The organism is Alteromonas sp. ABH4_457, assembly GCF_056160625.1.
Genome location: NZ_JBSWXN010000003.1, coordinates 100618 through 125935, shown reverse-complemented (window position 1 = coordinate 125935; position 25318 = coordinate 100618). Strand labels below are relative to the sequence as shown.

Here is a 25318-nt window from a genome sequence, read left to right as displayed (position 1 = left end):
CGAAGTCTTACGCCGGCAGTTACCCATACACAATCAACTCTTATTCCAGTTTTCTGGTGCTGAGAATAAGTCTCTGAATTACGGTTGTTATTTTATATTCCTTTTCGCTATAGCCGGAGAGAGCGGGCAGGCGTAGGATGTAGAACTTTCACGGTGCCGGCCAGTGATTTCACGGTCTGCGGTGATATTGAAATTTTGTAATGTGCGATCGGTTTGCCGGTGATGTGAGTAGAAATTGATGTCGTTGAACGATAATCCTCACCGGTTGATAACATGATGCTTGATCTGTGACGTTCAGCCCTTATCTTTCAGGCTTATTTCGGGGCCTTTAAGTTTTCACGCACTTACGCCAAACCAGGAACACCTATGCAAGTATCAACAAGAAACGCCGGCTTCTGGCTTACGCTTAAAAGCGAAGCGCAGCACATTGCTGACAACGAACCTTTGCTGGCGAGTTATATACATGCATGTATTCTGACCCATCATAATTTTGAGTCTTCACTGAGCTTTATTCTGGCGAATAAAATGGCTGACGATGTGATGCCGGCCATTGCTATCCGTGAAGTGTTTGATGAAGCCTACCTGCTTGACCCGTCTATTACGGAAGCGGCCATTGAAGACATCAAAGCCGTGTTTAACCGTGATGCTGCGGTGAAAGATTACTTAACGCCTTTGTTATATTTCAAGGGCTTTCACGCCGTGCAGACTCACCGTATGGCGCATTACCTGTGGCAGCGGGGCCGTCATCAGCTGGCATTGTTTTTACAAAGCCGGAATTCAGAAACATTCGGTGTCGACATTCATCCCGCTGCAAAAATTGGGAAAGGGGTGATGTTTGATCACGCTACCGGCATTGTGGTGGGTGAAACCGCAGTGGTAGAAGACAATGTCAGTATTTTGCAGAGTGTAACGCTGGGCGGAACGGGTAATGAATCCGGCGACCGTCATCCGAAAGTGCGCCAGGGTGTGCTGGTAGGTGCCGGTGCAAAAATTCTTGGCAATATTGAAATTGGTGAAGGGTCAAAAGTGGGAGCCGGCAGTGTGGTGCTGAACGATGTGCCGCCGCATGTGACTGTGGTAGGTGTGCCCGCTAAAGTTGTGGGTAAACCAGCCTGTCAGCGTCCCTGCGATTCCATGCGCCAGAATTTCCTCGAAGACAGCGAAGCTGCAACCGGTAAATAGTTTACCTGCCCGGTGCACAGCAGTGCCGTCCTGAAGTCGTTTGCTGTGCTGTTAAAGGCGTTTACTGTCAGGTAAACGCCAGCAATTCATCCAGCGACGATAATTCCACATGAGGAAGCAATGTGGCTGCCTCACGGTTCAGGAGCATGTCGCGGTTTGCTGCAAGCCATGCCGCCTGATATCCCGCTTTCACTGCACCCATAACGTCTTTTTCCAGATTATCACCCACGTGTAAAATCTGGCCCGGCGCTAACGACAGCATCGCCGCCGCTTCATCGAACATATGAGCGGACGGCTTGGCCGGACGGGTTACACTGGCGTGCAACACCACATTAAAGTACGCTGACAGTCCGGTTTTATGCGGGTCAACATTGCCATTGGTTATCGCAATCAGCGGCATTTTCTCTGCCAGTTGAGCCAGTACGCTGTGAACGCTGTCATCCAAAGTGAAATCGCTGCGGGCGTCATAAAAGCAGTCAAAACACGCTTTCGCGGCTGTCTCCAGTGCTTCGGGATCCTGAATATCCTGTTCCAGCGCCTGCCTGAGTGTATGCATGCGCAACTGACCCATATCTGAAGCCAGCGCGGGCTGTGCCTTGATCAGACCCCGCTTTATATCTGTCCATTCCTGCGGCGAAAGCTTTGCCGTTTGCGGATATTCCGCAGCAATATAATGCTTAAGAGTTGCTTCCGCCCGTTTGATAATGGGGTCATTGTTATAAAGTGTATCGTCCAGATCGAATGTCATGGCTTTCACTGGTGCTAAAGGCCGGTAAAATCGCATGGGACCTCGGTGTTAATTAATAAGTTATTTCTTCCTGGCGCGGGGGTGCGCGTTATCGTATACCTTCGCCAGGTGCTGAAAATCCAGATGCGTATAAACCTGCGTGGTCGATAAGTTCGCATGACCAAGCAATTCCTGCACTGCCCGCAGATCACCGCTTGATTCTAATACGTGAGTAGCAAAGGAATGGCGCAGTTTATGAGGATGTACAGTCTGATTCATATTCTGAGACTGAGCTAACTGATTGAGACGGTTTGCCACCTGACGGTTTGAGATCCTCGTCCCCCGTTTGCTCACAAACACGGCCGGCTCATAGGGCGATGCATACTGGCCCCGTACTTTTAACCAGGCATTCAGGGCTTTGGTCGCCGTGCGTCCAAGTGGCAGGATGCGCTGCTTATTTCCCTTACCGGTGACTTTAAGCGTCCCGTCGCCCTGACAATCAGCCAGGCGCAGGCCGGTCAGTTCATTCAGGCGTAACCCGCATCCGTAAAGTAATTCGGCCATTGCCATATCGCGACATTCTATGCCTTCATCCTGTGGCGAAGACAATAATTGTTGCATGTCATCCACACTGATTTGCTTTGGCAGAGGCTTGCCCTGTTTCGGCGCCTGAATACCCTCCACAGGGTTGCTGAACAGTTGTTCGTTACGCATCAGGTAATGACAGAATGTTCGCAGGGCAGAAAGCTGTAACGCAATGGAGCGGGCGTGCTTGCCCTGTCGTTTAGCGATGGCCATGACCCGCTTAACATCTGAAGGGGTCAGTCCTGACCAGTCTTCAAGGGCCAGTTCAGTGGCAATGGCGGTAAGCTGGCGGCGATAATTGGAAACGGTATGCTCTGATAATCCCCGCTCGATATCGAGATGCAAAAGAAATTTGTCCAGCCATTGCTGGCATGCATCACTGAGGCGAGGTTCGGGCGCCGCCGGTTGCATTAATATCCCAGCATGCCCGGCATGGTAATGTTCAGCACTTCCTGCAACTGTTTCAGCAGCAGAGTATCCATATCCGGCGTAAAGTGGGAGGCATCGTCAGAGCCTACGGCCAGAATGCCCATATCGTGATTGTCACCCAGTAAAATCAGTGCGACAGATTCTGCGGTTTCTTCACCAAAGATCACTTGTCTTTCGTGCTGGCTTAAACGGCCGAAGAAGAAGGTACTGTCTTTAAAGCGTTTTTCGATGATGAGTCTGCGTTGCAGCTCCTGCATGGCATGAGGGCCTTTAAACAGTTGCAACACTACTGAGTGAAGATTAAGACGTTCCTGCAGAACAGATTCCAGTTTGTACTGGATTTCCGATACAGATTTACAGCGTAACAGTTCGACATTCAGATCCGTATAAACGCGGTAAATTTTTTCGTTTTGTTTGGCCACGCCGATGAGCTGGTTGAGTTTATAATTTAGCTGACGTACCTTCTTGCGAAGCTGTTCGCTCTGGCGTTCAACTAAAGATACAGCCCCTTTTTCCTCATGAGGAATCACCAACCGTTCAAGAATGTCCGGATTATTGGCGAAAAAGTCGGGATGCTTTAATAAAAAAGCACGCACTTCTTCTGCTGTCAGTCCGAACGCTTCGTCGTAATTGGGTTCCAGTGTTACCGGTCTTTTACTTTGACCTGAAGCATCACTCATAGATTAATCTGTCCGTCGTAAATGTGCTCAGCGGGCCCGGTCATCTTGAGTGCCGAGTCCTCGCCCTGCCAGCGAATACGTAAACTGCCGCCGGGTAAATCTACCCTGACTTCCTTATCCAATTTTCCCTGAACCTGTCCGACCGCTACAGCGGCACATGCGCCGCTGCCGCACGCCAGGGTTTCCCCTGCGCCACGTTCGAATACCCTGAGCTTCACATGGTCTTTCGACAGTATTTGCATAAAGCCAACGTTCACCCCTTCCGGAAAACGTTCGTGACGTTCCAGTAACGGGCCGACTTCATGCACACCGGCGGTATCGACATCGTCGACTTCCATTACACAATGGGGGTTACCCATGGAAACGGCGCCTAAAAATACTGTACGTTCCTCAACACGGAAAATGTAGGTCTTTTCCTGTTTATTGGCGACCAGAGGTACTCTGGCTGGTTCAAAGTCAGGTACACCCATGTTCACGGTGACCTGTCCGTCTTTTTCCAGGTACAACACCATTTTTCCTGCCTTGGTGCTGACCTTAATTTTATTGCGGTTGATTAACCCTTTCATTTTGACGAAACGGGCAAAACAACGGGCTCCGTTTCCACACTGAGAAACTTCCGAGCCGTCTGCATTGAAGATGCGGTAATGAAAATCCTGTTCAGGATCATAGGGAGGTTCTACCAGCAACAGCTGGTCAAAGCCAATACCAAAGTGCCGATCAGCGAGTTGCTGAATCTTCTCCTTTGAAAAGAAAACGTTCTGGGTAACGTTATCGATGACAACGAAGTCGTTGCCCAGCCCGTGCATTTTGGAAAATTGAACTTGCATTAAGCGCACATCTTTCTTATTTGTATTTCTCTAGTTTACGTAAGTTTGCACTCACCTTTCCAGAGATCTTTTTGATTTTCTCGTTCACGCACCACAATTACCTGGTCACCATCCACCATAATTTCCGGCGGGCGGCAGCGGCTGTTGTAGTTTGAGGCCATAACAAAACCATAGGCGCCGGCGCTGCGAACCGCCAGTAAGTCTCCCGGTTTTATTGCCAGTTCACGGTCTTTACCTATGAAATCACCGGTTTCACAAATCGGTCCCACCACATCGTAAATACGTGGTGTGGCATCGGTTTCCTGCTCAACACGTACGATGTTCTGCCAGGCTGAATATAACGACGGGCGGATTAAATCATTCATCGCAGCGTCAACGATGGCGAAGTGTTTTTCATCGCCTTCTTTCACGAATTCAACTTCGGTGATCATAATGCCGGCATTCGCAGCAATAGCGCGGCCGGGCTCCATGATCATCTTTAAGTTTTCGCGGCCAGCCATCTTTTCTACCATGGCGGCGGCGTATTCTTTCGGATGAGGCGGTGTTTCGTTATTGTAAGTTACGCCCAGGCCACCACCCACATCGAGGTGGGAAATGGTAATACCTTTAGCGGCAAGCTCATCAATGAGCTTTAATAATCTTTCAAGGGCATCAACAAATGGCTCAATAGAGGTCAGCTGAGAACCAATGTGGCAGTCCATGCCCTTTACTTCAAGGTTTGACAGACTGGCGGCCAGTTCGTAAGTCGCAACGGCACGTTCGCGGGGAATACCAAATTTATTCGCTTTCAGTCCCGTGGAGATATACGGGTGAGTTTTGGCGTCCACATCCGGATTAATACGCAATGAAATAGGAGCTTTTACGCCCATTTCTGCGGCAACGCTGTTAATGCGCTCCAGTTCCGGTTCAGACTCAACGTTGAAACACAGAATGCCTTTCTCCAGCGCATAACGAATTTCTTCAGGCTTTTTGCCTACACCGGAAAATACCACTTTCTTTGCATCACCACCGGCTTCCAGTACCCGTGCCAGTTCCCCGCCGGATACGATGTCAAAGCCTGAACCTAATTTTGCCAGTACGCTCAGCACGCCTAAGTTTGAATTGGCTTTTACGGCGTAACAAATCAGGTGAGGGTGTCCGCCCAGTGCCTGGTCAAATGCATGCCAGTGACGCTCAAGGGTGGCGCGGGAATAAATATACGCAGGTGTACCGTGTGCTTTAGCGATGTCAGATACTGCTACATCTTCAGCAAACAGTCGCCCGTTTTGAAAAGCGAAAAAATCCATTACTGAGTGTCTCCGGATTGGTCGGCGGGTGTTCCGGCTGGAGTTTGCTGGTTGTCCTGAGACTCTTCTGGAAGATAGAGTGCCCCGCGATAGCCGCATGCTGACAGACCACTAATGAATATCAGCAGCACGATTAAAAAGAAGGGTTTTCTGCGCACAACGAACCCGCATAGAAAGACTAAAATTGCTGCTATGATGGCACTGCGGTGCTAAATTGCAAGCGTCAATAAACGCTCTTTCGTTTTATCGCCATATTCCACTTGTTCCCACAGTGCATTGCACAGAGAACGGGTGTCACTGAGGTCACCCTGTTTCAGCCAGTTGAGCAGCAGTGACGGGTCATGAGGGAACTGAATGGCCTCATTTTCCGGTGCATCCAGCCACTCTTCCACAATGTCAGTGTCGAGCTGAAAAAGGGAATGACATAGTCCCATTTTATCTAACGTGAGTACGTTCGATAATTGTTCAAACTGGCCGTGTAACGGCTTAATCAGCAGCTTTTTGCCCAGATGTAATGCTTCACTGGACAGCTCAAAGCCGCCGTTGGCGATCACACCGTTGCAATGCTGTAAGTGATGCTGAAAGCCAGCCTTGGAAGGAGGATTCCAGCTGATATGGCCGCTTTCGTAATGGCCCTTGATTGACGGGTGATAGCACACAAATTGCTGGTCGGTTAACGGTTCCAGCATCAGGCGGATGTCATCCACGTGTTCAAAAGGCAGATAAACCAGAACATGACTCTTTGACGGTGAGGCAAGGCGTTCATCTGCGACAAACGGCGGCACGATAGGCTGATTAAAGTGAAACCAGTGTACGCCCAGCTGTACTTGCGTGGGAGCAAAGTACTTCAGGATGAGCTTGTTGATAATACCGTCGCCGGCTTTCGGGACGGTATAAGTGAAACATGCCTGATGGCTGATAGAGATAGACGGCAGTCCCGCACGTTTTGCGGCCCAGGCGGTGACCGGTTCAAAGTCGTTGATCAGAAGGTCATAGCCGGTGACATCAAAGTTACGCACATCCTGCCAGAACTTACCGGGGCGGTTTGCTTTGAGTGTTGCAATGCGGTCTACCTGACCGTGACTGGTAATAAAAGTAAGACCACGGAAGGTGCGGTACGGACCAAATACCTCCATGTCGAAGTACTTGTCTTCATCCCGTCCGGAAAATACAAAATCAACGGTGAAGTCGTCGCGCTGTGCAAAAGCTGCAGCCATAATGCGTGCGCGGGCAATATGACCGTTGCCGGTCCCCTGCACGCCGTAAAGAATTCTCATACTACCCCAGTATCATTAAGCTCGCAGAAGCAATGGTTAAGCCCAGAAGTGCACCGGCTATCACGTCGGTAGGGTAGTGCACACCCAGCAAAATACGGGATAGTCCAATCAGCGCAGCCCAGCTGTAAGCCAGAATGGCAAAAGGCGGATAAAAATGCGCTACGATGCTGGCCATCAGCCAGGCCGCGGCGGTGTGGCCGGATGGCAGACTGAATTTATCTGACGGCGTAACGTGAGCCGTGAAGTTATTCAGTAAATCGCAGGGGCGGGGACGCTTGAACATACGTTTCAGCACCACATACACCGGCAGTTCGAGTCCGTAGGCCATCAGTGCGGTATACAGGAACAGTTCGCCGTGTTCAGGCTCGAAAGCCCACAGCAGCATACCGATGATGAAGTACAAATAGCCGTCTCCGGTTTTTGACAACCAGATAACGCCGGTACAGTTACGCTTTTGTGTGAGTCTGTAAAGCCAAAAAAACAAATCAGTATCAGCTTTGGTCAAGGATTTCCGGTTCAGCACGGCCCTGGCCTCATTACAATTGATTACAATATAAGCTAATCAGCATGTGTGAATCTGCCGTGACAAAAAAAAGAAACCTTTATGACAGGCCGCAGAGATTTACCGAAATAAGCGGAAGCGAGGTATTTTTATTATGGTAATTAGTGCTATGCTAACAACAGTTCTGACAACGCATCTTCTCTTTCCAATCAATCACCTTAGTAAACTTCCATGCCGTTTTAAAAACGGATGCAGTGAGGGTGTTGGCGGAATCGCGGGTCAGTGTTTCTTTTCCGGTAATTAAGGCACAGTGATGGACTATAACACTTCTGAATTATGCGATTTATTTGCAGACAGCGTAGATGTGGTCGACCCCATGTTTGTCAGTTATGGCGGACGTTATTCGTTTGGTGGTGAAGTCACAACCATTAAGTGTTTTGAAGATCGCGGGTTGATAGACCGCGTACTGGCGCAGCCAGGTGCAGGAAAAGTATTGCTGATTGATGGTGGCGGTTCTACCCGCCGTGCATTACTTGATGCCGCTTCAGCCCAGCTTGCAATCGATAACGACTGGGAAGGCATCGTTTGTTACGGCAGTGTCCGTGAAGTGGATACTCTGGCAGATTTAGACATCGGTATTCTGGCTGTGGCGTCAATCCCGGTGAACGCGGAAACGGAAAGTACCGGTGAGGTGGATGTGCCGGTTAATTTCGGTGGTGTAACCTTCCTGCCGGAAGATCATCTTTATGCTGACAGCACAGGCGTTATTTTATCGCCGGAGCCGCTGGATCTAGACTAAGCCTGCTGGCTTCACTGAGTTTTCAAAAGAAACCTTCCCGGTTTGACCGGGAAGGTTTTTTTATGGACTTATTTCGTGTTTGCAAACACGTTGTTCAGGTACGCGGCAATGCGGACACCGGCCTGCTGCAAACGGGTTTTTGCTACGGGCAGAAAGTCGTAAACATAGTCATAAGCCATGTCGTTGGCGTCTTCAGGATAAATAGTATCGCGGATTTCCGTGCTTTCCTTTATCCACACATTGGCATCAAGCGCCTGCCAGTCTTTCAGGTTCTTCGTGGTGATTTTCTTATCCAGCCAGTCTGTCCACTCCGTGTAGGACAACTGCTTTGAGTCCAGCATTTTTGAGTCCCACACGGTATGCAGGTTACTGTCCTGCCAGAAGAAGCGTACTTTGACCGAGTTGCCGCCTCTGTCAGTCCCGTTACCAGCGTGCAAAGGCTGATGGAGATCGCCAATGATATGCACAATAAAGCGCAGCGCGACCTGGCGGTCTTCTCTGCTGGCTTTGGTGTCTTTCAGTACCGTGGTGAAATGCTGAAGTGCCGTGTACGCATCTCCCTGTTCAGGTGCTCCCACTTCATGATATTCATGACCTTCCGGCACAGTAACATAGTGCCACGGGGGCGAAGTTTTACGCCAGAATTCACCGGGGGCTGAACGCATTTCGTCAGGATACGTAGACGCTTCAGCCAGAGATTCATTTGGCAGAAGCTTAACAATGGCCGCTTTGGCAGCGGGAGTCAGATGTTTTTCTGCAATTGCGCCGGTAACACGGTGACCGGTTTGTCCCCAGCCAAAGGCGGGCAGGCTCGTCATCATGGTCGATGCCAGGCAGAAAGAAAGTGCAATAGTCCGTTTAGCAAACGCCTGCATGAAAGTTCCTCTTTTATTTGTCGTTATGGTGTTGATAGCCCCAGCGCATCATTAATGTCTGATCGACGCCCAGGTGGTCCAGAATTCTGGCTACCACGAAGTCGACCAGGTCGCTGATTTGTTTTGGATTATGATAGAAGCCGGGCGAAGCGGGCATGATTGTCGCACCGGTTTGTGACAGTTTTAGCATATTTTCCAGATGGATAGACGAGAGCGGCATCTCACGGGTAACAAGAATAAGTTGTCCCCGTTCTTTTAACACCACGTCGGCAGCTCGTTCGATAAGATTGTCGCTGGCACCTGTTGCTATGGCTGACAGTGTGCCGGTTGAACACGGGCACACCACCATCTGTTTAGGTGCTGCAGAACCCGATGCCACAGGTGAAAACCATTCTTCCTTGCCACACACACGGATCTGGTTTTCACGGGCACCGAAGCGTTCACTGAAAAACGCACTGGCGGCATCCGGTTTCGACGGGATTTTCAATTCTTCTTCGGTAGCAAAAACAACCTTCGCGGCTGACGAAATCAGCACAAAAATGTCGTAATCGGCTTTGACCAGTATTTCCAGCAGGCGCATGGCATACGGTGCACCGGACGCACCAGTAATCGCCAGAGTGATGGTTTTATTTGTCATAGCGTTTTCTGCTTCCTCAGGAATGTGTGACTTCAGCACTGGCCAGTGCATCCAGCAGTCGTTGGTGAATGCCTTCAAAACCACCGTTGCTCATCACCAGTACATGGTCGCCCGGCCGGCTGATGGATTTCACCTGCTGCACAATACTCTCTACGTCATGATAGCAGTAAGCCGGTGTGTCACTGTGTTTGGCGGTCTCTGCCAGTGACCATTTCATCCCGGCAGGTTCAAACAGCAGCACTTCGTCAGCCTGTTGCCAGCTGTTGCCCAGAGTATGTTCGTGTACACCCATTTTCATCGTGTTCGAACGGGGTTCCAGAATAGCGATAATGCGGGCTTTACCCACTTTGTTCCGTAAACCCTGAATGGTGGTGGCGATGGCCGTGGGGTGATGGGCAAAGTCATCGTACACCGTAATGTCATTCACGGTGCCTTTGGTTTCCATACGGCGCTTCACGTTTTTAAATGTGGCGAGGGCTTCGATAGCCTGCGCAGTTGCCACTCCGGCATGATGCGCTGCTGCAATAGCCATCAGGGCGTTATTCACGTTGTGCTGGCCCACCAGTGACCAGTTAACCGTACCGGCTTTCTCTCCGCGGAAAAGTACATCAAAAGCACTGCCATCAGGAGTCAGCAGATTGGCTTCCCAGTCTTTTCCGGTAAATTGCTGTTCAGACCAGCAACCTTTATCCAGTGTGGCCTTCAGCGGTTTGTCTTTTTGCGGTGACAGGATCAAACCATTTTCCGGCACCATGCGAACTAAGTGATGGAACTGGGTTTGAATGGCTGCAAGATCAGGGAAAATATCTGCATGATCGAACTCAAGGTTGTTCAGGATCAGCGTACGCGGACGGTAGTGAACAAACTTAGAGCGTTTATCGAAAAAGGCACTGTCGTATTCGTCCGCTTCGATGACAAAAAATGGACTTTCGCCAATGCGGGCAGACACACCGAAGTTCTCCGGAATACCACCAATCAGAAAACCGGGCGCCAGGCCGGCATGCTCAAGGATCCACGCTACCATGCTGGAGGTGGTGGTTTTACCATGGGTGCCGGCGATACCGATCACCCACCGGGAGGTAAGCAGGTTGTCTAACAGCCATTGAGGACCGCTGGTATAGGGAAGATTGCGGTTTAAAACATACTCAACAGCAGGGTTGCCCCGGGACATGGCATTGCCGATGATAACCATATCCGGTGCCGGTTCGAACTGAGCGGGGTCATAGCCCTCTGTTAACTCAATGCCCAGCGCTTCCAGCTGAGTGCTCATTGGCGGATAAACATTGCGGTCGGAACCGGTCACCTTGTGGCCTAGCGATTTGGCGATTGCGGCGATACCACCCATAAAGCTGCCGCAAATGCCGAGAATGTGAACGTGCATAAGAATCCTGTGTACGATTAAGGTGGCTACTTTAGCAGAACTCCCGGTGTGCACGCCAATACCAGAGTACGCAGCAATGTAAGAATAAGCCGTTTCCCTGTGGTCCATTCGCGGTTACAATCGTTTTAATTACATTTGCTACCAGCCAGCGGAACGAAAACACCGGCATACAATAATAAAGCAAAGTGATTCAGATTGGCTTTTGGACACTGGCGGGAATGCCGGCGCAAAGCGAATCATTACCCTACATAAATAAACAAGGCTATTGCACACAATGAAACGTTTAAATTCTCAACTACAACAAGACGGCGCTCCTCTTGAGCTTATTTTGCTTATCCGTACATTGCTGGCGGGCTGTAAGGAAATTTCTTTCCGTGTCAGTCAGGGCGCTTTGGCGGGGGTATTAGGTTCGACGTTGAGTGAAAACGTTCAGGGGGAAACCCAAAAGAAGCTGGACGTGATTTCTAACCAGATATTGAAAGATACTTTACGGGATTCCGGCTATGTAAAAGCCATTTCTTCTGAAGAAGAAGACACGGTGGTACCGTGCAACCCTGAAGGCAACTACCTGGTAAGTTTTGACCCGCTGGATGGCTCGTCAAATACTGAAATCAACAGTCTGATTGGTACTATTTTCTCTATCGCCCATGCACCGCAGTGGATGGAGCCCGACGACCCGTCTGCGTTTTTACAGCCCGGTACACAAATGGTTGCTGCCGGTTATGTACTGTATGGTCCGTCAACCATGATGGCGCTGACTACCGGCCGTGGCACACACATTTATACTCTGGATAAAACCCACGGTGGTTTCCTGTTAACGCACCCCAATGTGCAGGTGCCTGAGCAAACATCCGAGTTTTCAATCAACGCGTCTAATCAGCGCCACTGGGAAGCGCCGATGAAAGCTTATATTGCTGACTTGCTGGCGGGCACAGACGGTCCCCGTGAAAAGAATTTCAACATGCGCTGGGTGGCGGCGATGGTGGGCGATATTCACCGTCTGCTTTGCCGGGGCGGTATTTTTATGTATCCCTATGACAACCGTAACCCGTCTAAAGCCGGTAAACTGCGTTTATTATACGAAGCCAACCCGATGGCATTTCTGATGGAACAGGCCGGTGGCCTGGCCGACACGGGTACAGGACGTATCATGGAAGTGATGCCCACCGAAATTCATCAACGTGTACCGGTGATTTTAGGTTCCAAAGAAGAAGTGGAAACGTGCCTGAGCTATCACGCTAAAGCGGAATAGCGCACATTCAGCACAAAAATACTGAAGACTGCTTAAGACTTGGGTCTTAAGCAGTTTTTATTTTACGGTAGTCACCGTATACTTAGGCGCGATTTTGCCGTGAAAGGGAATACAGTGTGTTTGTTTTCCCGGACAAATCCCGTTTTTAATTTAACAAATCAAAGGATTATTTCATGAGCCTTAACAACGTTCCTGCTGGTAAAGATATGCCAGAAGTGGTGAATGTCATCATCGAAATCCCAGCTCACGCTGACCCGGTAAAATATGAAGTAGACAAAGACACCGGTGCAATGTTTGTTGACCGTTTCATGGCTACCTGCATGCACTATCCGGTAAACTACGGCTACGTGAATAACACACTGTCTTTAGACGGTGACCCGGTTGACGTACTGGTTATGACGCCGTTCCCGATTATCAGCGGTTCTGTGATCAAGTGTCGTCCTGTTGGTGTTCTGAACATGACTGACGAGTCAGGTACTGACGCGAAAGTTCTGGCAGTGCCGGTAGACAAGCTGTCTACGATTTACCGCGACGTGAAAGACATCAACGATGTGCCAGAGCTGACTAAACAGCAAATCGAGCATTTCTTCTCTCACTATAAAGATCTGGAGCCTGGCAAGTGGGTTAAGATCGACGGTTGGGCAGATGCAGAAGCAGCGAAAGCTGAAATCGTATCCAGCGCCAAGCGTTACGAAGAAGGCGAATAAGCCTTTCTTTCCGCAGATTGAAAAAGCCCGGTTCGCCGGGCTTTTTTGTGCGTATTGGATCGCGATCTGATCTGTAGCTGCACGTTGAGACATTGAGACTGCCCCTTCAGATCCCGATGTAGTAGGATTATTTCCACAAGCCAAACTTTTATGGTATTGGCGGAAAGCAATCAAAAAAGCGTTGACTATTGATTATTGTCGAATTGATAGACACCTTATGGTTTCTGCGCTGTGTTGGTATCAAAGGCTTTAATTTGTTGGCGCCGGAGGGGCTGACAATGCAGTCATCAACGCCATGTATACAAACAATGCACAAAGTTATCCACAGCCTTGTGCATAAAAAAGACTTGATTTGCGGGTAAAAATGATCAATGCGATCCCCGGATCAAACCGGAGGACAAATGTTTTCGCGGTTGATTGTGATCCCGGTGTGTACTTTGGAATAAATTCGGGGTTCAGGCCGTGTAGTTTGGACAACCCGGAGCTATGCTTTAGTTCAGGGTTTGTATATGATTTCAGAGCAGACTGTGAAATCCGTTGATCGTGCGGATTTGGCGTCCGGCTGCCGGAGATTAATGTGAGTTCAGATATTCAGAAGTTGCAGCAGCAAATTGCATTGTTGCAGAGAAAATTGAGTCGTGAGCAGCTGGCGCGTACGGCGGCTGAAGACATGCTCAATAATTACTCCCGCGATGCCTATCTGGCAAACCAAAACCTGCGCCGTGCTCTCAGCGAAACCCGCGCTATATATCATCAGTTGCTGTCTCAACTTCCTGACAGTGAGGCTGATACATTTAAGCAATCAGCCAAGCCTTCCTCTGACAGCATAGCCATGGTGGACCGTATGACACTGCTTAGTCAGCTTGCTGCGGGTATTGCTCATGAAATTAATAACCCCATCGGCTTTATCAAAAGTAACTGTGAAATTCAGGAATATATGCTGAAGGATGTGTTCGATGCCTGGGATGAACTTAAAGATGAGTTAAATAAGGACAGCACCTCTGCAGCCACATTACCCGCAGACATGGAGTTGAAATACTTACTGCGGGATGTGAGAGAAATGCTTTCAGACATGCAAAAATCATCTCTGGAAGGCGCTAACCGTATTGCTGAAATTGTTTCCTCACTGCAGATTTTTTCTTCTCCGGTTACCGTGGAACGTAACTGGGAAGATGTAGACGATCTTCTTGAGTTTGGTCTGGAGGATATCATCAAGCGAATTCCTGCAAATGTTTCTCTCAATTTCGATGCGTCGGATTCCCGCTTGCAGGTACTGGTTAACAGGAAACAGATCAGGCAGGTGCTTGAGGCAGTAGTTGAAAACGCAATTGATGCCTGTGTATCCGGCGGCACAATCAGTATCGCTGTTGCTGATCTGCCTGGCGCAGTTAAAGTGTTTATAAAAGACAATGGTGAAGGAATAAAGCCTGAGCACATGCCATTAATTTTTACGCCTTTCTTCACTACCCGTCCTCCCGGCAGCGGCACAGGCCTTGGCCTTTCTGTGGCGCAGGCTTTGATGGAATCTCATAATGGTTGGATAGATATTCAGAGCGATACCGGTTCCGGAACCACTGTGACCCTCAATTTCCCTCTGCAGTGATAACTCTATGTATTTACATTAGTAAATGCTGACTTTTCAAACTCAGTTCCGGGCTGTAAACTCCGTTCCTTCTATTTTTTTATAGGTCAATTACTCGAAAGTCTAAATATAGGCTAAGGTTAATGTGACCCTTAACCAATTTCTGAGAACGCAGGGATGTGAGTCAATTATATGCGAAATAATCAACCGGTTACCCAGAAGCTTTACAACATTCCTCAGCACTACCGGCTCATTTCATCTACCGATACACGTGGTGTGATCACGCACTGCAATGATGAGTTCGTTGAAGTCAGTGGCTTCAGCCATGATGAACTGATTGGAAAAAACCATAATATTGTGCGCCATCCGGACATGCCGCCCGGTGTGTTCCGCGAAATGTGGGATACCTTGTCTGCCGGCAATATCTGGATGGGACTGGTAAAAAACCGGCGCAAAAACGGAGACCATTACTGGGTTTCGGCGTTCGTGACCCCGGTTTTTGAAAATTCTCAGATCACGGGTTATGAATCAGTACGTGTGCCGGCCTTGCCGGACGAAATTGCCCGTGCAGAATACCGTTACGAGCGGCTACGTGAAGGTAAGTCCAGTACGTCAGCCGGTGAACTGGCCGTTCACTACATGAAGAATTACCTGCCATTTATCGTGATGGGTCTTATTACCGTGGCGGCCTTATTCGCCACAACGGGTGTGTTGCCTGCTGTCATCGCTGCCGCAGGTTTCGCGCTGTGTAGTTTTTGGATGGCTTCTAAAATTAAAGGTGACTGGCAGGCGCTTATTGATATTTCTCCTGACAGCTATTCGAATCCGGTGGTATCGCAAACCTATTTTGCCGACTTCGGTAACCGGTCACGTGCCAAACTGGTTTTGGGATGCGAACTTGCGCGCAGCCGCACAGCTCTTGCCCGCATTCAGGATGCCGCCGGGGGGTTGGATACGATTGCCAACACCACCCATCAACAGGCCGAAATCACCAGTACGGCTGTCGTGCAGCAAAACGAGGCAACGCAAAACATTGCTTCAGCCGTTAACGAGATGTCGCAGGCTATTCAAAGTGTATCAGAGCGGGTTGACATGAACGCCGACAGCGCCCGTTCTGCTTCTAAGAATGTGGAAGCCGGTAATCAGAAGGCGGATGAGGCGTTATCTGCCATCATGGCGCTTAAAGAAGCGGTCAGTTCTATTTCGGTCACTGTGCAGGAACTGGCGCAGTCCACGAATGATATTGGTGAAGCTGCCAGTTTAATATCGACCATTGCTGAACAGACAAACCTGCTGGCACTGAACGCCGCCATTGAAGCAGCCCGCGCCGGCGAGCAGGGACGAGGCTTCGCTGTAGTTGCTGATGAAGTACGGTCACTGGCATCAAAAACCAGAGAGTCCACAGATAAAATTCATAATATTATCCATGTTCTGGCTGAGCGGTCAGAACGTGCTGTCAGAGTATCCAATGACGGTATGGCATCAGCCGAGCAGGGCACGGCCATTGTTGAAGATACCCGCAAAACACTGGCAGACATTAATCAGGCCGTGAGTGTTATTGCAGATCAAACCTTCGAAATGGCCTCCGCTGTAGAGCAGCAAAGTTCTGTGGCAGAACACATCAATCAGCAAGTCGTAGAAATTGCCGATGGTGCCAAAGATACCCAGCGGGCATCAGAATCATCATTAGATGCCAGCCAGCGTCTGCGTAAAACCGTTAACGAAGTACACTCGGTTATCACCCGCTTTACCAATAAGCGGAATGTAGTGTAACCCGCTTTTAGTTTTTACTGTTTGCCTGTAGCTTTACCACTTCTGCTGATTCGGCGTCGAGGACGTCATCAGCAGAAGCGCCTTTGAGCAATTTGCCTACGGCATCTTTATTCTTTGCCAGCATGACAGACAGATTCTCAATCACGTCGTCTTCCAGCTTGATACCTTTCGCACCGATGTAAGCAGCCAGATTGTCTGCCGCATCCAGCATTTTGTCATACTGATCAGCTTCCTTCTTGTCTGTAGTGACCAACTTTTCTACCCCTTTATGCGAAACAACATATTGCACTGTAATAGCCATGATGGTTCTCCGATGTCGAACGTAAAATGAAATTTAATTTTAACCTGATTCGTAATTACTGTATAAATAAACAGTATCTGAGGCAACTGTTTTTTGTACTATGTTGAGAATTATTCCGGTTATTGCACAGGCTGGTATCACCGGCTTCGAGTCCCCGGCTGCCGAATACCGTCAGCTCGGGCTTGATCTCGACGAGCTGCTTATCGACCATCCCACTGCTACATTTATTGGACAGGCACAGGGAGAGTCGATGACCGGCGTGGGCATTTTTGATGGTGATTTACTCATTGTCGACCGCGCTGCTGCACCCACTTCGCTGGATGTGGTGGTGGCCAATTTGAATGGTGTGTTTGTGTGTAAGCTGTTCGATCGCAAAGCTATGGTTCTGGTATCGCCCGGCAAACACCAGCAGCCTTACGTGTTGGGGGAGGGAGATACCTTCGAAGAAGAAGGCATTGTTGTCCGTTCTGTCAGAATGCATCGCTATACCAGGCAGTTAAGACAATGTTTGCGTTAGTCGATGCCAACGGCTTTTATGCGTCCGCCGAAAAGGTGTTTGACCCCGCTATCCGTGACAAACCTGTGGTGGTACTGACAAACAACGATGGCTGCATTTGTGCATTGTGCGACAAGGCGAAAGCCCTCGGCGTAAAGAAATTCGGCCCGTACTACAAGGTACAGAAACTGCTGGAACAAAAAGGGGCAGTGATCAGGTCGTCTAACTATGAGCTGTACGACTATTTGTCCAACCAGATGATGAATATTGTTGGCGGTTTTGCACCTCACCAGCATGTGTATTCTATCGACGAGTGCTTTTTGTATTTTGATAACTGGCAACCACCAGAAGGATGGCACACCTACGGTGAAACCATCCGGCGTGCTGTCTGGCAGCAGTTGCGTCTGCCTGTGGGAGTGGGTTTCGGGCTTACGCCGACGCTGGCGAAGGTAGCCAGCCATGCGGGTAAAAGACTGGGAGATAAATCCGGCATTGCGGTGCTTGCTGAAAAGACACAGATCCAGCGCACCTTACAGGAAATGTCGCCGCAAGATGTGTGGGGGATTGGCCGGCGTATCGCGGAAAAGCTGGAAAACAGTGGTGTGCGCTCTGCGTGGGAGCTTGCCTGCGCAGCGCCTAAAAGTATCCGTAAGCAATTCTCTGTAGAGATTGAACGTACCGTGCGGGAGCTTAACGGCGTTACCTGCATTGAATGGGAAAGTCATCGTCCTAAAAAACAGCAAATCTATGCTACCCGCGCTTTTGGCCACCCAGTTATGGACCATCAGAGTTTACGGCAGGCACTTTGCTGGCATGCTGAGCGGGTAGCTGAAAAGCTCAGGAAGCAAAATTGTACCGTGAAAACCCTTACCCTTTTTGCCCATGCGAACCCCTTTGCCGCCAGCGGACATTATCATAAAGCTGTACAGCACCGTTTTGCCATTGCCACGGCGGATACGCGAATGCTGTCAGAAGCCGCCGGTAATGCAGCTGATTCATTATATAAAGAAGGCGTGTTGTTTCATAAGTGCGGCGTGGGAGCAATTGAAATTCAGGATGAAGATGTAAAACAGCCGGATTTGTTCGCACAAAGTGAAGGGAATACAAAGCTGATGGCATGCATGGACGCCATTAACAGAAAATACGGCAGCAGTACCATCGGCATCGCGGCGAAAGGTGACCATCAACCCTGGCGTATGAAGCGGGCGTATTTGTCTCCTCAGTACACAACTAACTGGCGGCATTTACCCCAATGTCAGTGTTGATGACATAAATGTTAGATTCAAAAGCGACATGGTTCGCTACACTAGGGATGTATCAAATGCCTGGCAACAAAGGGGAGAAAAGAGATGAAGTTAGATTTGACGAATGTCAGCGGAGTGATATTTGATTTAGACGGTACGCTGGTGGAGTCTGTCCTCGACTTTTCTCAAATGCGCCGGGAAATTGGTTGCCCTGCCAGCGAAGATATTCTTACCTTTATCGATAACCTGCCTGATGAAACCTCAAGAGCATCGGCACATCAGGTCATTCTGGAGCACGAAATGGCCGATGCTGAGAATGCGAAATGGTTGCCGGCAGGAAAATACATGGTAGATGCCGTCATCAATGCTGATTTGCCCGCTGCCATTGTTACCCGCAACTGCAAACAGGCCACAGCGCTTAAAATCAGCAACAATCAAGTCCCCATTTCAACCGTACTCACCCGCGAATGCGCCCCTGCCAAGCCCGATCCCACGGCACTACTTATGATTGCCGGGCAATGGCAAATAGCCCCCGCACATATCCTTTATGTGGGAGACTATATCTACGATCAGCAAGCCGCAGAAAATGCGGGCATGCAGTGGTTGTTGGTTTAATCTAAACTTGAAGGATAAACAGGTAACTTAGGAGGAGCCTTTGGTATTACGGCCGAAGTCTGCTCAATCGTATTTGTCTCCGGTAACGTTCCTCCACTGATTACCTCCAAAATATCGGCATTACCCAACTCATCCGATGCGTTAATTTTATACAATATTTCCATTGTAATCTTCTCCATGTTTATGATTAATATAAATAAGAACTCATTAAAAGCGTGATGATTATCTCGTTTTTCAAAACAATGGATTGTCTTAAAAGGTCATGGAGTGTCCAAAATGAAGTTTTTTGGTGTATTTGTCCTATTTTGTATATTAAATGTCTCATTGAGTGTAATTGCCTCCGGTTTCCAGTCTGAACTTGACTATTCCTACGAATCTCCTGACCTGACCATAGGTATCCCCTCTGCGATAATTGTATCGGAAGACGGTGTCTGGACCGGCGGTGAGAATGGGTTAATGGATATAAGGGCCGGAGAATTATTAAAATTCTCAAAGGCAAAAAATAGTGCAGGAATATCGACATGGGTAACTGATATCGACCGCCTGAATAATCGCTATTTGCTTATAAGTGTTTATGGGAATGGTTTGTACTTAATGGATACAAGTAGCAACGAAGTAAGGCCTGTTAACACATCAGGTATTAAGAACAGAGGTTTTTGGAAAACAGATATCGGCCGCGACAAAATCATCGTTAGTACGCTCTCTAACATCCACATTTATGATATTGCGACAATGCAGGAGAGTTCAAATTTAAGGGGTAAAGGAATTGTCATTGGTGACCAGGTCGTTGATTTGGCAGTTGACGATTCATCAGACGGAATTTGGTGGATTGACAGAGATGAAGGACTTTTCTTCTATTCTTTTGCTAACGAATCGTGGGCACAATTTAATCTCTCAATCGAGCCTTCTCAAAAACTGCATACACTGACCATTGACGAAGAACACCTGTACATTGGCGCAGATAGTGGTGTGCTTATTTTTAATAAGATGACAAAAGGTGTGAGATTAGTCAGTTCCAGAAATATTCCCGACGAGGATTCACAACCAGTCCGTTCAATTTTCATCGATCAGAATGAGAAGGTATGGGTGGCAGCAGAAAATTTATATTATCTGGATTTGAAACAGGAACAACTGATAGCACACGAATTTTTGCAAGCTGAAAATGAACTTCTTATAGTCACAGATATGGCTGAAGACAGATATGGGAATTTATTTGCAGTTGATACAACCCATGGCCTGGTTGTCCTTTCTGATTTAATCACATCCATCTCCGCTACGAACCTGCCATTCACCGGGCAGGAGGTAATGTCTGTAGAATCCATGGCTAATTCAGATACTCTGCTTTTAAGAAATAATTCTCAAGTTGCTGTTACGAGCATTTCGGAAGATAGCGAAATGGAGAATACTATTTTCCAGGTTGAAGGAAGAAGGGTGCTCTATGGTCATGAGGCTGTATATCTGTTTGATGATGAAGTTAACCTTTATCCGTTAGATAAAGAAGTAACTGAAAGCCATTCCCCTTCCGGCATATCAGTAAAAATCGACGAAGTAGTTTTTAAGAGTGTTTTAGAGGCATTTGAGGTAGGCGGGATAATCTACGCGCTGGTTCAGGATTCAGAAGGGAACAAGTTGCTTAATCTCAGCCATGGCTACAAAGAAGTATTACCTTATTTCATTTCAAATATACGAAGAACGACAAATGATTCTTTAATCCTGACCGTTGACGGAGTGGGGATTTTCGAGATTGCAGGTAACTCCGGAATAAAGCAAATTGACTTCGGAATATCTCACCAATATCAGGTATATACATCTATTTATTCTGATAATGAAAGTTTACTGATCGGTACATCAGGTAACGGATTCCTCTTTAAAGATTTAATATCAGGCGACGCCGGGATAAAAAATTCCGGCCCCGGATTCATTCGTGATGTTGTTTCTTTGGATAAATACTGGCTTGTAGCTGCAAACAACGGATTATTCGCTATTGGTAAAGAGCATGGAGAAAACATTTTTATAGGAAAGAGCTTTGGAATTACCGATTCAGACTTTCAGTTTGACGGGATCGAGGTTACGAAGAACTTCATCTTGGTAAGGGGTGACAAGCAAAGCAATTTGCTTGAAAAAAATAGCTTTTTGGGAAATCTGAAGCAACTCAGTCAGAATAAGCACAACATCGATACATCAAAGATTAAAATTGAAGTTGCTGATAGTTCTGTGGAAATGCTGGGTAGCGAAAAGGGGATCTCCACTGTAGAAGGCAGTTTTACAATTGGTCTTCCTTCGACAAATTATGTTGCCAGAGGTTTACTCAGCTACGAATACAAATTGACGGGCAGAGATTCCGACTGGATCAAATTAGCTCCGGAAGAAAGAATAATTACTTTAAGCGAGCTTCCTGTCGATAGTTACTCGCTGAAGATCCGCATTCACGACCCCAGAAGCCATGTAGAGCAACCTGTTACTACTATCCCATTGAACGTACTTCCACCGTGGTGGCGCACGTGGCAGGCAATGATGGTCTATCTGTTGATAGTCATTATTGGTCTTTATCTCGCTTACAGAAGCTATTTGAAACGGGTTGATGAACAGGGGGCTATGCTTACAACGCTGGTGGAAGAGAAAAATAGTGTCATTCAGGATACCAACCAGTTTATGCAGCGGATGCTGCGGAATAAACAACGTGCCATGGCGAATTTGTCACACGAAATCCGTACACCACTTACGCTTATACTCGGGCCCTTGAAGGAAGTGCTGGAAGCGCCGGATTCAGACAAAACGGTGGAGCGGGTTGAGCTCGCTACGCGAAATGCAGACCGGATCAGTGTGCTGGTTGACCAGATGCTGGAACTGGAAAAACTGGAATACATCAAGACTCTGCCTCCCCAGCATTATGAGCTGGATCATGATATGCCCCGCATCATGTTTGACTTAAAAGCATACGCGGCGCTGAAAAAACACCAATTAACATGGCAGTGCTCTGGCCAGAAGCGAATTACGTTATTCACTGACAGTCTCGAAAAAATTCTCAGTAACCTGGTCTCCAACGCAGTGAAATATACACCTGAAGGCGGAAAGATCGGCGTATCGGTAAAACAGCGGCAGTTGCAGCTGGTCATCGAAGTGAGTGACAACGGAGCCGGCATGACTGAAGAGCAGGTGGATAAGATTTTCGACCGTTACACCCGTCTGGAAAATGAAGCCGAAGGTACAGGTGTGGGGCTGGCGCTGGTGAAGGAACTTGTTATTGCTAACGGCGGGCATATTAAAGTGGAATCTGAGCCCGGAGCCGGTTCCTGTTTTACCGTATTTTTGCCTATGACGGGATCAACAACAAAGTCGCAGGCCATAGCGAAGGAAGTGAAAGAGAACCCGGCACGTCATTACAACATCGATCGTGAACTGGTGGGTGAAGGAAAAGTCATTCTGGTAGTGGATGATAACGAGGAATTGCGCACCTATATCCGGGACTTACTGGGAGGCGTTTATCGTTGTCTGATGGCATCGAATGGCAAAGAAGCGCTGGATATCATTGCCAGAGCAAAGCCTGACCTTGTTCTGACTGACTATAAAATGCCGGATATGGATGGTCTGGCTTTCGCAAAAGCCCTGCGCAGAGATGACTCTCTGGCGAGAGTGCCGCTAATTTTCATGTCTGCCTTTGGCGATCCTAAAAGTATACGGCTGGCACTTGAAGCCGGTGCCGACAGCTATATGACCAAGCCGTTAGAGAAACCGCTGTTGCTATCCAGAATAAGTAATTTATTTGAACGCTATCAACCTGTGGAGCCGGAGGTGACTGAACATGTCACAGAAGAACCAGAGGACGAATTACCCGAATTTGAAAATGAGCAGGGGCAGCGGTTCTATTTTAAAGCACTGGAATTAATGGAAAAACACTATGGAGATGAAGATTTCACAAAACCTGTGTTCGCTGAAATGATGGCGGTCAGTGACAGGCATCTTCAGCGCTTGTTCCTGTCGTCTTTTGACAAGCCATTCAATGCCGTGATCAGAGAATTCAGACTTGAAAAGGCCAGAGGCATGCTGGAAGAGGGGATGCAAATCACTCAGATTTCTTACGATACAGGGTTTGCTTCACCTTCCCACTTCAGCAGGGCTTTCAAAGACGTTTACCATACAACGCCGTCGAAATATCAGAAAGAGCACTATCACTTCAAACGAAAGGCGTAGAAGCGGGCTAAGCTACGCACACGGTCTTTTTATCGTTCTGCCCCGGATTCAGCTATTTGAATCAAATCCTGTTGCAACGGCCTTGTCAGCCAGTCCGTCATCGTCCGCAGTCGTTTCGTTTGCAGCTTTACCGGCGCATAGAGTAAGTGTACCGGCAGCGGGTGAGGCTCATAATCCGGAAGTACGATAACCAGTTTGCCTGCCTGCACCAGTTCCGCTACCTGATAGTGCAAAAAACGACAAAATCCCACGCCACTGACACAAGCTTCTAACGCTGCATCCACCTGATTGGTGGTAAGACGACTGCTGAGGGCAATCTTCTGACTCTTCCCGCCTTTTGTGAACATCCACTCTGACGGGCTTTCCAGTACGCTTAAATGAATTGCCGGCAAGCCGTTGAGTGAATCCGGTGACAACACTGACTGGTGAGCAGACAGAAATACAGGGCTGGCACAAAGCACATGGCGCATGGTGCCCAGTTGTCTGGCAACCAGATTATGATTACCGATGCGTCCTATCCTTACCGCTACGTCCACGCCTTCACTGAGCATATCCACCGGCCGGTCCAGCAGTAACAAATCTACCTGCATTTTCGGATACCGTGACAGGTACTGGCTGATCTTAGGCATGACATGGCGTTTGCCGAAGGTGACCGGTGCCGTCACTGTGACTTTTCCCTGAGGTTCCGTTTGCCGGTCTGTCAGGCGACTCTCAGCTTCTGTAACTTCGGCCAGTATTGTCTGACAGCGGGTGTAGTATTCGCGCCCCTCATCAGTAATGACAATACTGCGTGTAGTGCGGTGAAATAACCGCACTTCGAGATGATTTTCAAGGGCCGCCAGAGTGCGTACTACGGATGTCAGAGATGTGTTCAGATGCTCTGCTGCCCCGGTCAGGCTGCCCTTGTCTGCGATGGTCACAAACACCTGCATGGCTTTAAACTTGTCCATAACCCTTCTATTAGTGCGAAAAACGGTTTACTGAAATTAACTATCGCATCTTTATTGCGATATGCATACGGTTTAACGTGAAACAAATCGTTAACAACGTGGTGGAAAATACATGAAGCTTTATGATTTGGAATTATCAGGAAACTGTTACAAAGTGAGATTATTCGCGGCTCTGGCGAACATTGAGCTGGATATTGTGCCGGTGGATTTCATTAATGGTGAACACAAAAGTGATGCCATGCTTGCCCTGAACCCCTGGGGCGAAATTCCGGTGCTGACAGATGGCGATATTACGCTCAGAGATGCTCAGGCCATCCTTATTTATCTCGCCCGCAAGCACGACCTTGAAAGCTGGTTGCCGGCAGATGCTCAGGGTATGGCAGAAGTGCAGCAATGGTTGTCAGTGGCGTCGAACGAAATACAGCATGGTCCGAACGCCGCACGGCTGGTAGATAAATTTGGTTATGCGCTGGATAAAGTCACCACGCTGGGTACCTCTGAACGTATATTAATGTTACTTGAGCAGCGTTTGTCAGTGCACGACTGGCTGGCGCTGGAGCGTCCGACAATAGCCGATTGCGCGGTAATGCCTTACGTGGCGCTGGCCCCTGAAGGTGGCGTGAGTTTATCAGATTACCCTGCTGTGAACCGATGGATTGCACGTATCAAAGAATTGCCGGGGTTTGAACCTATGCCTGGTGTTGAATAATTCCCAGCTGTCATGCTGCGCCTGTCAGAAGGTGCAGCATCATATTCTGATGTCCTGCCTGATTATTGAACGAAAACACAGCAAACCATAAATAATTGCTTAACAGTGCATAAATATTCATTAATTTAGACTTTTTACTAATACGAAGGTCAGGTATATTTTTGATAAAAATGCGTCTCGCAAAAAATAAAAGCAATAAGCGCGACAAGGAGGCGTTTCCGATCCGGTAATCCGGCACGGGGTTGCAACCTACGATATGGAAATAAAAGACGCCACAAAGGCGCGATAAATCCAAACTCATTAAAAAATCA

At 48.4% G+C, this 25318-nt stretch carries 25 protein-coding genes; 11 read left to right on the top strand and 14 right to left on the bottom strand.

The features are described from left to right. The first annotated feature begins 366 nt into the window (after positions 1-366). Entirely contained in the window at positions 367-1182 is an 816-nt protein-coding gene (cysE, locus tag ACXAGR_RS07065; protein WP_303573561.1) for a serine O-acetyltransferase, read from the top strand. Between the two features lie 67 nt (positions 1183-1249). Here the strand turns inward: cysE and ACXAGR_RS07060 are convergent, their stop codons facing one another. From ACXAGR_RS07060 to ACXAGR_RS07025, 8 genes are read right to left on the bottom strand one after another with little or no spacing between them, the layout of a single operon-like run. Then, positions 1250-1966: an HAD-IA family hydrolase gene (locus ACXAGR_RS07060; protein WP_474848954.1), complete on the bottom strand. Its 717-nt coding sequence runs from the start codon at positions 1964-1966 to the stop codon at positions 1250-1252. Between the two features lie 24 nt (positions 1967-1990). Then, entirely contained in the window at positions 1991-2905 is a 915-nt protein-coding gene (gene xerC / locus ACXAGR_RS07055) for a tyrosine recombinase XerC (protein WP_119499800.1), read from the bottom strand. Then, on the bottom strand, positions 2905-3603 hold the full coding sequence (locus ACXAGR_RS07050) for a DUF484 family protein (RefSeq protein ID WP_119499801.1): 699 nt from the start codon (positions 3601-3603) through the stop codon (positions 2905-2907). Before ACXAGR_RS07050 ends, xerC begins: the two co-directional genes overlap by 1 nt. After that, positions 3600-4430 carry a diaminopimelate epimerase gene (gene dapF / locus ACXAGR_RS07045; protein ID WP_119499802.1) on the bottom strand — a complete coding sequence of 277 codons (831 nt, stop codon included), beginning with the start codon at positions 4428-4430 and terminating at the stop codon, positions 3600-3602. The genes ACXAGR_RS07050 and dapF overlap by 4 nt, the downstream gene beginning before the upstream one ends. A gap of 35 nt (positions 4431-4465) precedes the next feature. Beyond that, on the bottom strand, positions 4466-5716 hold the full coding sequence (gene lysA / locus ACXAGR_RS07040; RefSeq protein ID WP_119499803.1) for a diaminopimelate decarboxylase: 1251 nt from the start codon (positions 5714-5716) through the stop codon (positions 4466-4468). Then, positions 5716-5874 carry an LPS translocon maturation chaperone LptM gene (gene lptM / locus ACXAGR_RS07035; protein ID WP_119499804.1) on the bottom strand — a complete coding sequence of 53 codons (159 nt, stop codon included), beginning with the start codon at positions 5872-5874 and terminating at the stop codon, positions 5716-5718. Before lptM ends, lysA begins: the two co-directional genes overlap by 1 nt. 51 nt (positions 5875-5925) lie before the next feature. Further along, positions 5926-6993 (bottom strand): MJ1255/VC2487 family glycosyltransferase, encoded by a 1068-nt coding sequence (locus tag ACXAGR_RS07030; RefSeq protein ID WP_474848952.1) that lies wholly within the window; start codon positions 6991-6993, stop codon positions 5926-5928. Between the two features lies 1 nt (position 6994). Next, positions 6995-7498, bottom strand: a complete 504-nt coding sequence (locus ACXAGR_RS07025) for a phosphatase PAP2 family protein (protein ID WP_442858437.1) — start codon at positions 7496-7498, stop codon at positions 6995-6997. Between the two features lie 310 nt (positions 7499-7808). Between ACXAGR_RS07025 and rraA the strand changes: the two genes are divergently transcribed. Beyond that, complete coding sequence (gene rraA, locus ACXAGR_RS07020; protein ID WP_119499806.1) at positions 7809-8294, top strand: ribonuclease E activity regulator RraA; 486 nt, start codon at positions 7809-7811, stop codon at positions 8292-8294. 68 nt (positions 8295-8362) lie between these two features. Here the strand turns inward: rraA and ACXAGR_RS07015 are convergent, their stop codons facing one another. Genes ACXAGR_RS07015 through mpl form a run of 3 tightly spaced genes read right to left on the bottom strand, consistent with a single transcriptional unit; the run spans position 8363 to position 11187 of the window. Next, positions 8363-9169, bottom strand: coding sequence for a S1/P1 nuclease (locus ACXAGR_RS07015; RefSeq protein ID WP_474848950.1), 807 nt, complete (start codon positions 9167-9169; stop codon positions 8363-8365). Between the two features lie 13 nt (positions 9170-9182). After that, positions 9183-9806 carry a flavin prenyltransferase UbiX gene (locus tag ACXAGR_RS07010; RefSeq protein ID WP_474848948.1) on the bottom strand — a complete coding sequence of 208 codons (624 nt, stop codon included), beginning with the start codon at positions 9804-9806 and terminating at the stop codon, positions 9183-9185. A 16-nt stretch (positions 9807-9822) separates the two neighbouring features. After that, positions 9823-11187 (bottom strand): UDP-N-acetylmuramate:L-alanyl-gamma-D-glutamyl-meso-diaminopimelate ligase, encoded by a 1365-nt coding sequence (gene mpl, locus ACXAGR_RS07005; protein ID WP_474843616.1) that lies wholly within the window; start codon positions 11185-11187, stop codon positions 9823-9825. A gap of 274 nt (positions 11188-11461) precedes the next feature. On the opposite strand from mpl, the gene ACXAGR_RS07000 reads away from it, so the two are divergent. The 4 genes from ACXAGR_RS07000 (at position 11462) to ACXAGR_RS06985 (ending at position 16501) form a co-directional block, all read left to right on the top strand. Then, positions 11462-12439 (top strand): class 1 fructose-bisphosphatase, encoded by a 978-nt coding sequence (locus tag ACXAGR_RS07000; RefSeq protein WP_119499809.1) that lies wholly within the window; start codon positions 11462-11464, stop codon positions 12437-12439. 173 nt (positions 12440-12612) lie between these two features. Further along, complete coding sequence (ppa, locus tag ACXAGR_RS06995; protein ID WP_303573571.1) at positions 12613-13146, top strand: inorganic diphosphatase; 534 nt, start codon at positions 12613-12615, stop codon at positions 13144-13146. Positions 13147-13723: 577 nt separating this feature from the next. Beyond that, positions 13724-14749 (top strand): sensor histidine kinase, encoded by a 1026-nt coding sequence (locus ACXAGR_RS06990; protein ID WP_474843613.1) that lies wholly within the window; start codon positions 13724-13726, stop codon positions 14747-14749. A 171-nt stretch (positions 14750-14920) separates the two neighbouring features. After that, on the top strand, positions 14921-16501 hold the full coding sequence (locus ACXAGR_RS06985; protein ID WP_474848946.1) for a methyl-accepting chemotaxis protein: 1581 nt from the start codon (positions 14921-14923) through the stop codon (positions 16499-16501). Between the two features lie 7 nt (positions 16502-16508). Here the strand turns inward: ACXAGR_RS06985 and ACXAGR_RS06980 are convergent, their stop codons facing one another. Then, entirely contained in the window at positions 16509-16802 is a 294-nt protein-coding gene (locus ACXAGR_RS06980; RefSeq protein WP_119499813.1) for a YebG family protein, read from the bottom strand. A gap of 100 nt (positions 16803-16902) precedes the next feature. On the opposite strand from ACXAGR_RS06980, the gene ACXAGR_RS06975 reads away from it, so the two are divergent. The 4 genes from ACXAGR_RS06975 (at position 16903) to ACXAGR_RS06960 (ending at position 23348) form a co-directional block, all read left to right on the top strand. Next, entirely contained in the window at positions 16903-17319 is a 417-nt protein-coding gene (locus ACXAGR_RS06975) for a S24 family peptidase (protein WP_119499814.1), read from the top strand. Continuing rightward, a complete protein-coding gene (locus tag ACXAGR_RS06970) occupies positions 17307-18563 on the top strand; it encodes a Y-family DNA polymerase (RefSeq protein ID WP_474848944.1) in 1257 nt (418 codons plus the stop codon). Before ACXAGR_RS06975 ends, ACXAGR_RS06970 begins: the two co-directional genes overlap by 13 nt. Positions 18564-18647: 84 nt before the next feature. Next, entirely contained in the window at positions 18648-19157 is a 510-nt protein-coding gene (locus tag ACXAGR_RS06965; protein ID WP_474848942.1) for an HAD family hydrolase, read from the top strand. Positions 19158-19433: 276 nt separating this feature from the next. Continuing rightward, the gene (locus tag ACXAGR_RS06960) at positions 19434-23348 is read left to right on the top strand and encodes an ATP-binding protein (RefSeq protein WP_474848940.1); all 3915 of its coding nucleotides are present in this window, start codon (positions 19434-19436) and stop codon (positions 23346-23348) included. Between the two features lie 29 nt (positions 23349-23377). Here ACXAGR_RS06960 and ACXAGR_RS06955 read toward each other — a convergent pair whose 3' ends face one another. Further along, the gene (locus tag ACXAGR_RS06955; protein WP_474843601.1) at positions 23378-24298 is read right to left on the bottom strand and encodes a LysR family transcriptional regulator; all 921 of its coding nucleotides are present in this window, start codon (positions 24296-24298) and stop codon (positions 23378-23380) included. Between the two features lie 112 nt (positions 24299-24410). Between ACXAGR_RS06955 and ACXAGR_RS06950 the strand changes: the two genes are divergently transcribed. Next, positions 24411-25007 carry a glutathione S-transferase family protein gene (locus tag ACXAGR_RS06950; RefSeq protein ID WP_474843599.1) on the top strand — a complete coding sequence of 199 codons (597 nt, stop codon included), beginning with the start codon at positions 24411-24413 and terminating at the stop codon, positions 25005-25007. A gap of 10 nt (positions 25008-25017) precedes the next feature. On the opposite strand, the gene ACXAGR_RS06945 is transcribed toward ACXAGR_RS06950, so the two are convergent. Next, positions 25018-25308, bottom strand: coding sequence for a hypothetical protein (locus ACXAGR_RS06945; RefSeq protein ID WP_474843597.1), 291 nt, complete (start codon positions 25306-25308; stop codon positions 25018-25020). Between the last annotated feature and the right edge of the window lie 10 nt (positions 25309-25318).

Bases quoted from the DNA above. Each gene is read 5' to 3' on its own strand.
- cysE (WP_303573561.1), top strand. From the start codon at position 367: ATGCAAGTATCAACAAGAAACGCCGGCTTCTGGCTTACGCTTAAAAGC.
- ACXAGR_RS07060 (WP_474848954.1), bottom strand. From the start codon at position 1,966: ATGCGATTTTACCGGCCTTTAGCACCAGTGAAAGCCATGACATTCGAT.
- xerC (WP_119499800.1), bottom strand. From the start codon at position 2,905: ATGCAACCGGCGGCGCCCGAACCTCGCCTCAGTGATGCATGCCAGCAA.
- ACXAGR_RS07050 (WP_119499801.1), bottom strand. From the start codon at position 3,603: ATGAGTGATGCTTCAGGTCAAAGTAAAAGACCGGTAACACTGGAACCC.
- dapF (WP_119499802.1), bottom strand. From the start codon at position 4,430: ATGCAAGTTCAATTTTCCAAAATGCACGGGCTGGGCAACGACTTCGTT.
- lysA (WP_119499803.1), bottom strand. From the start codon at position 5,716: ATGGATTTTTTCGCTTTTCAAAACGGGCGACTGTTTGCTGAAGATGTA.
- ACXAGR_RS07030 (WP_474848952.1), bottom strand. From the start codon at position 6,993: ATGAGAATTCTTTACGGCGTGCAGGGGACCGGCAACGGTCATATTGCC.
- rraA (WP_119499806.1), top strand. From the start codon at position 7,809: ATGGACTATAACACTTCTGAATTATGCGATTTATTTGCAGACAGCGTA.
- ACXAGR_RS07015 (WP_474848950.1), bottom strand. From the start codon at position 9,169: ATGCAGGCGTTTGCTAAACGGACTATTGCACTTTCTTTCTGCCTGGCA.
- ACXAGR_RS07010 (WP_474848948.1), bottom strand. From the start codon at position 9,806: ATGACAAATAAAACCATCACTCTGGCGATTACTGGTGCGTCCGGTGCA.
- mpl (WP_474843616.1), bottom strand. From the start codon at position 11,187: ATGCACGTTCACATTCTCGGCATTTGCGGCAGCTTTATGGGTGGTATC.
- ACXAGR_RS07000 (WP_119499809.1), top strand. From the start codon at position 11,462: ATGAAACGTTTAAATTCTCAACTACAACAAGACGGCGCTCCTCTTGAG.
- ppa (WP_303573571.1), top strand. From the start codon at position 12,613: ATGAGCCTTAACAACGTTCCTGCTGGTAAAGATATGCCAGAAGTGGTG.
- ACXAGR_RS06985 (WP_474848946.1), top strand. From the start codon at position 14,921: ATGCGAAATAATCAACCGGTTACCCAGAAGCTTTACAACATTCCTCAG.
- ACXAGR_RS06980 (WP_119499813.1), bottom strand. From the start codon at position 16,802: ATGGCTATTACAGTGCAATATGTTGTTTCGCATAAAGGGGTAGAAAAG.
- ACXAGR_RS06975 (WP_119499814.1), top strand. From the start codon at position 16,903: ATGTTGAGAATTATTCCGGTTATTGCACAGGCTGGTATCACCGGCTTC.
- ACXAGR_RS06970 (WP_474848944.1), top strand. From the start codon at position 17,307: ATGTTTGCGTTAGTCGATGCCAACGGCTTTTATGCGTCCGCCGAAAAG.
- ACXAGR_RS06965 (WP_474848942.1), top strand. From the start codon at position 18,648: ATGAAGTTAGATTTGACGAATGTCAGCGGAGTGATATTTGATTTAGAC.
- ACXAGR_RS06960 (WP_474848940.1), top strand. From the start codon at position 19,434: ATGAAGTTTTTTGGTGTATTTGTCCTATTTTGTATATTAAATGTCTCA.
- ACXAGR_RS06955 (WP_474843601.1), bottom strand. From the start codon at position 24,298: ATGGACAAGTTTAAAGCCATGCAGGTGTTTGTGACCATCGCAGACAAG.
- ACXAGR_RS06950 (WP_474843599.1), top strand. From the start codon at position 24,411: ATGAAGCTTTATGATTTGGAATTATCAGGAAACTGTTACAAAGTGAGA.
- ACXAGR_RS06945 (WP_474843597.1), bottom strand. From the start codon at position 25,308: ATGAGTTTGGATTTATCGCGCCTTTGTGGCGTCTTTTATTTCCATATC.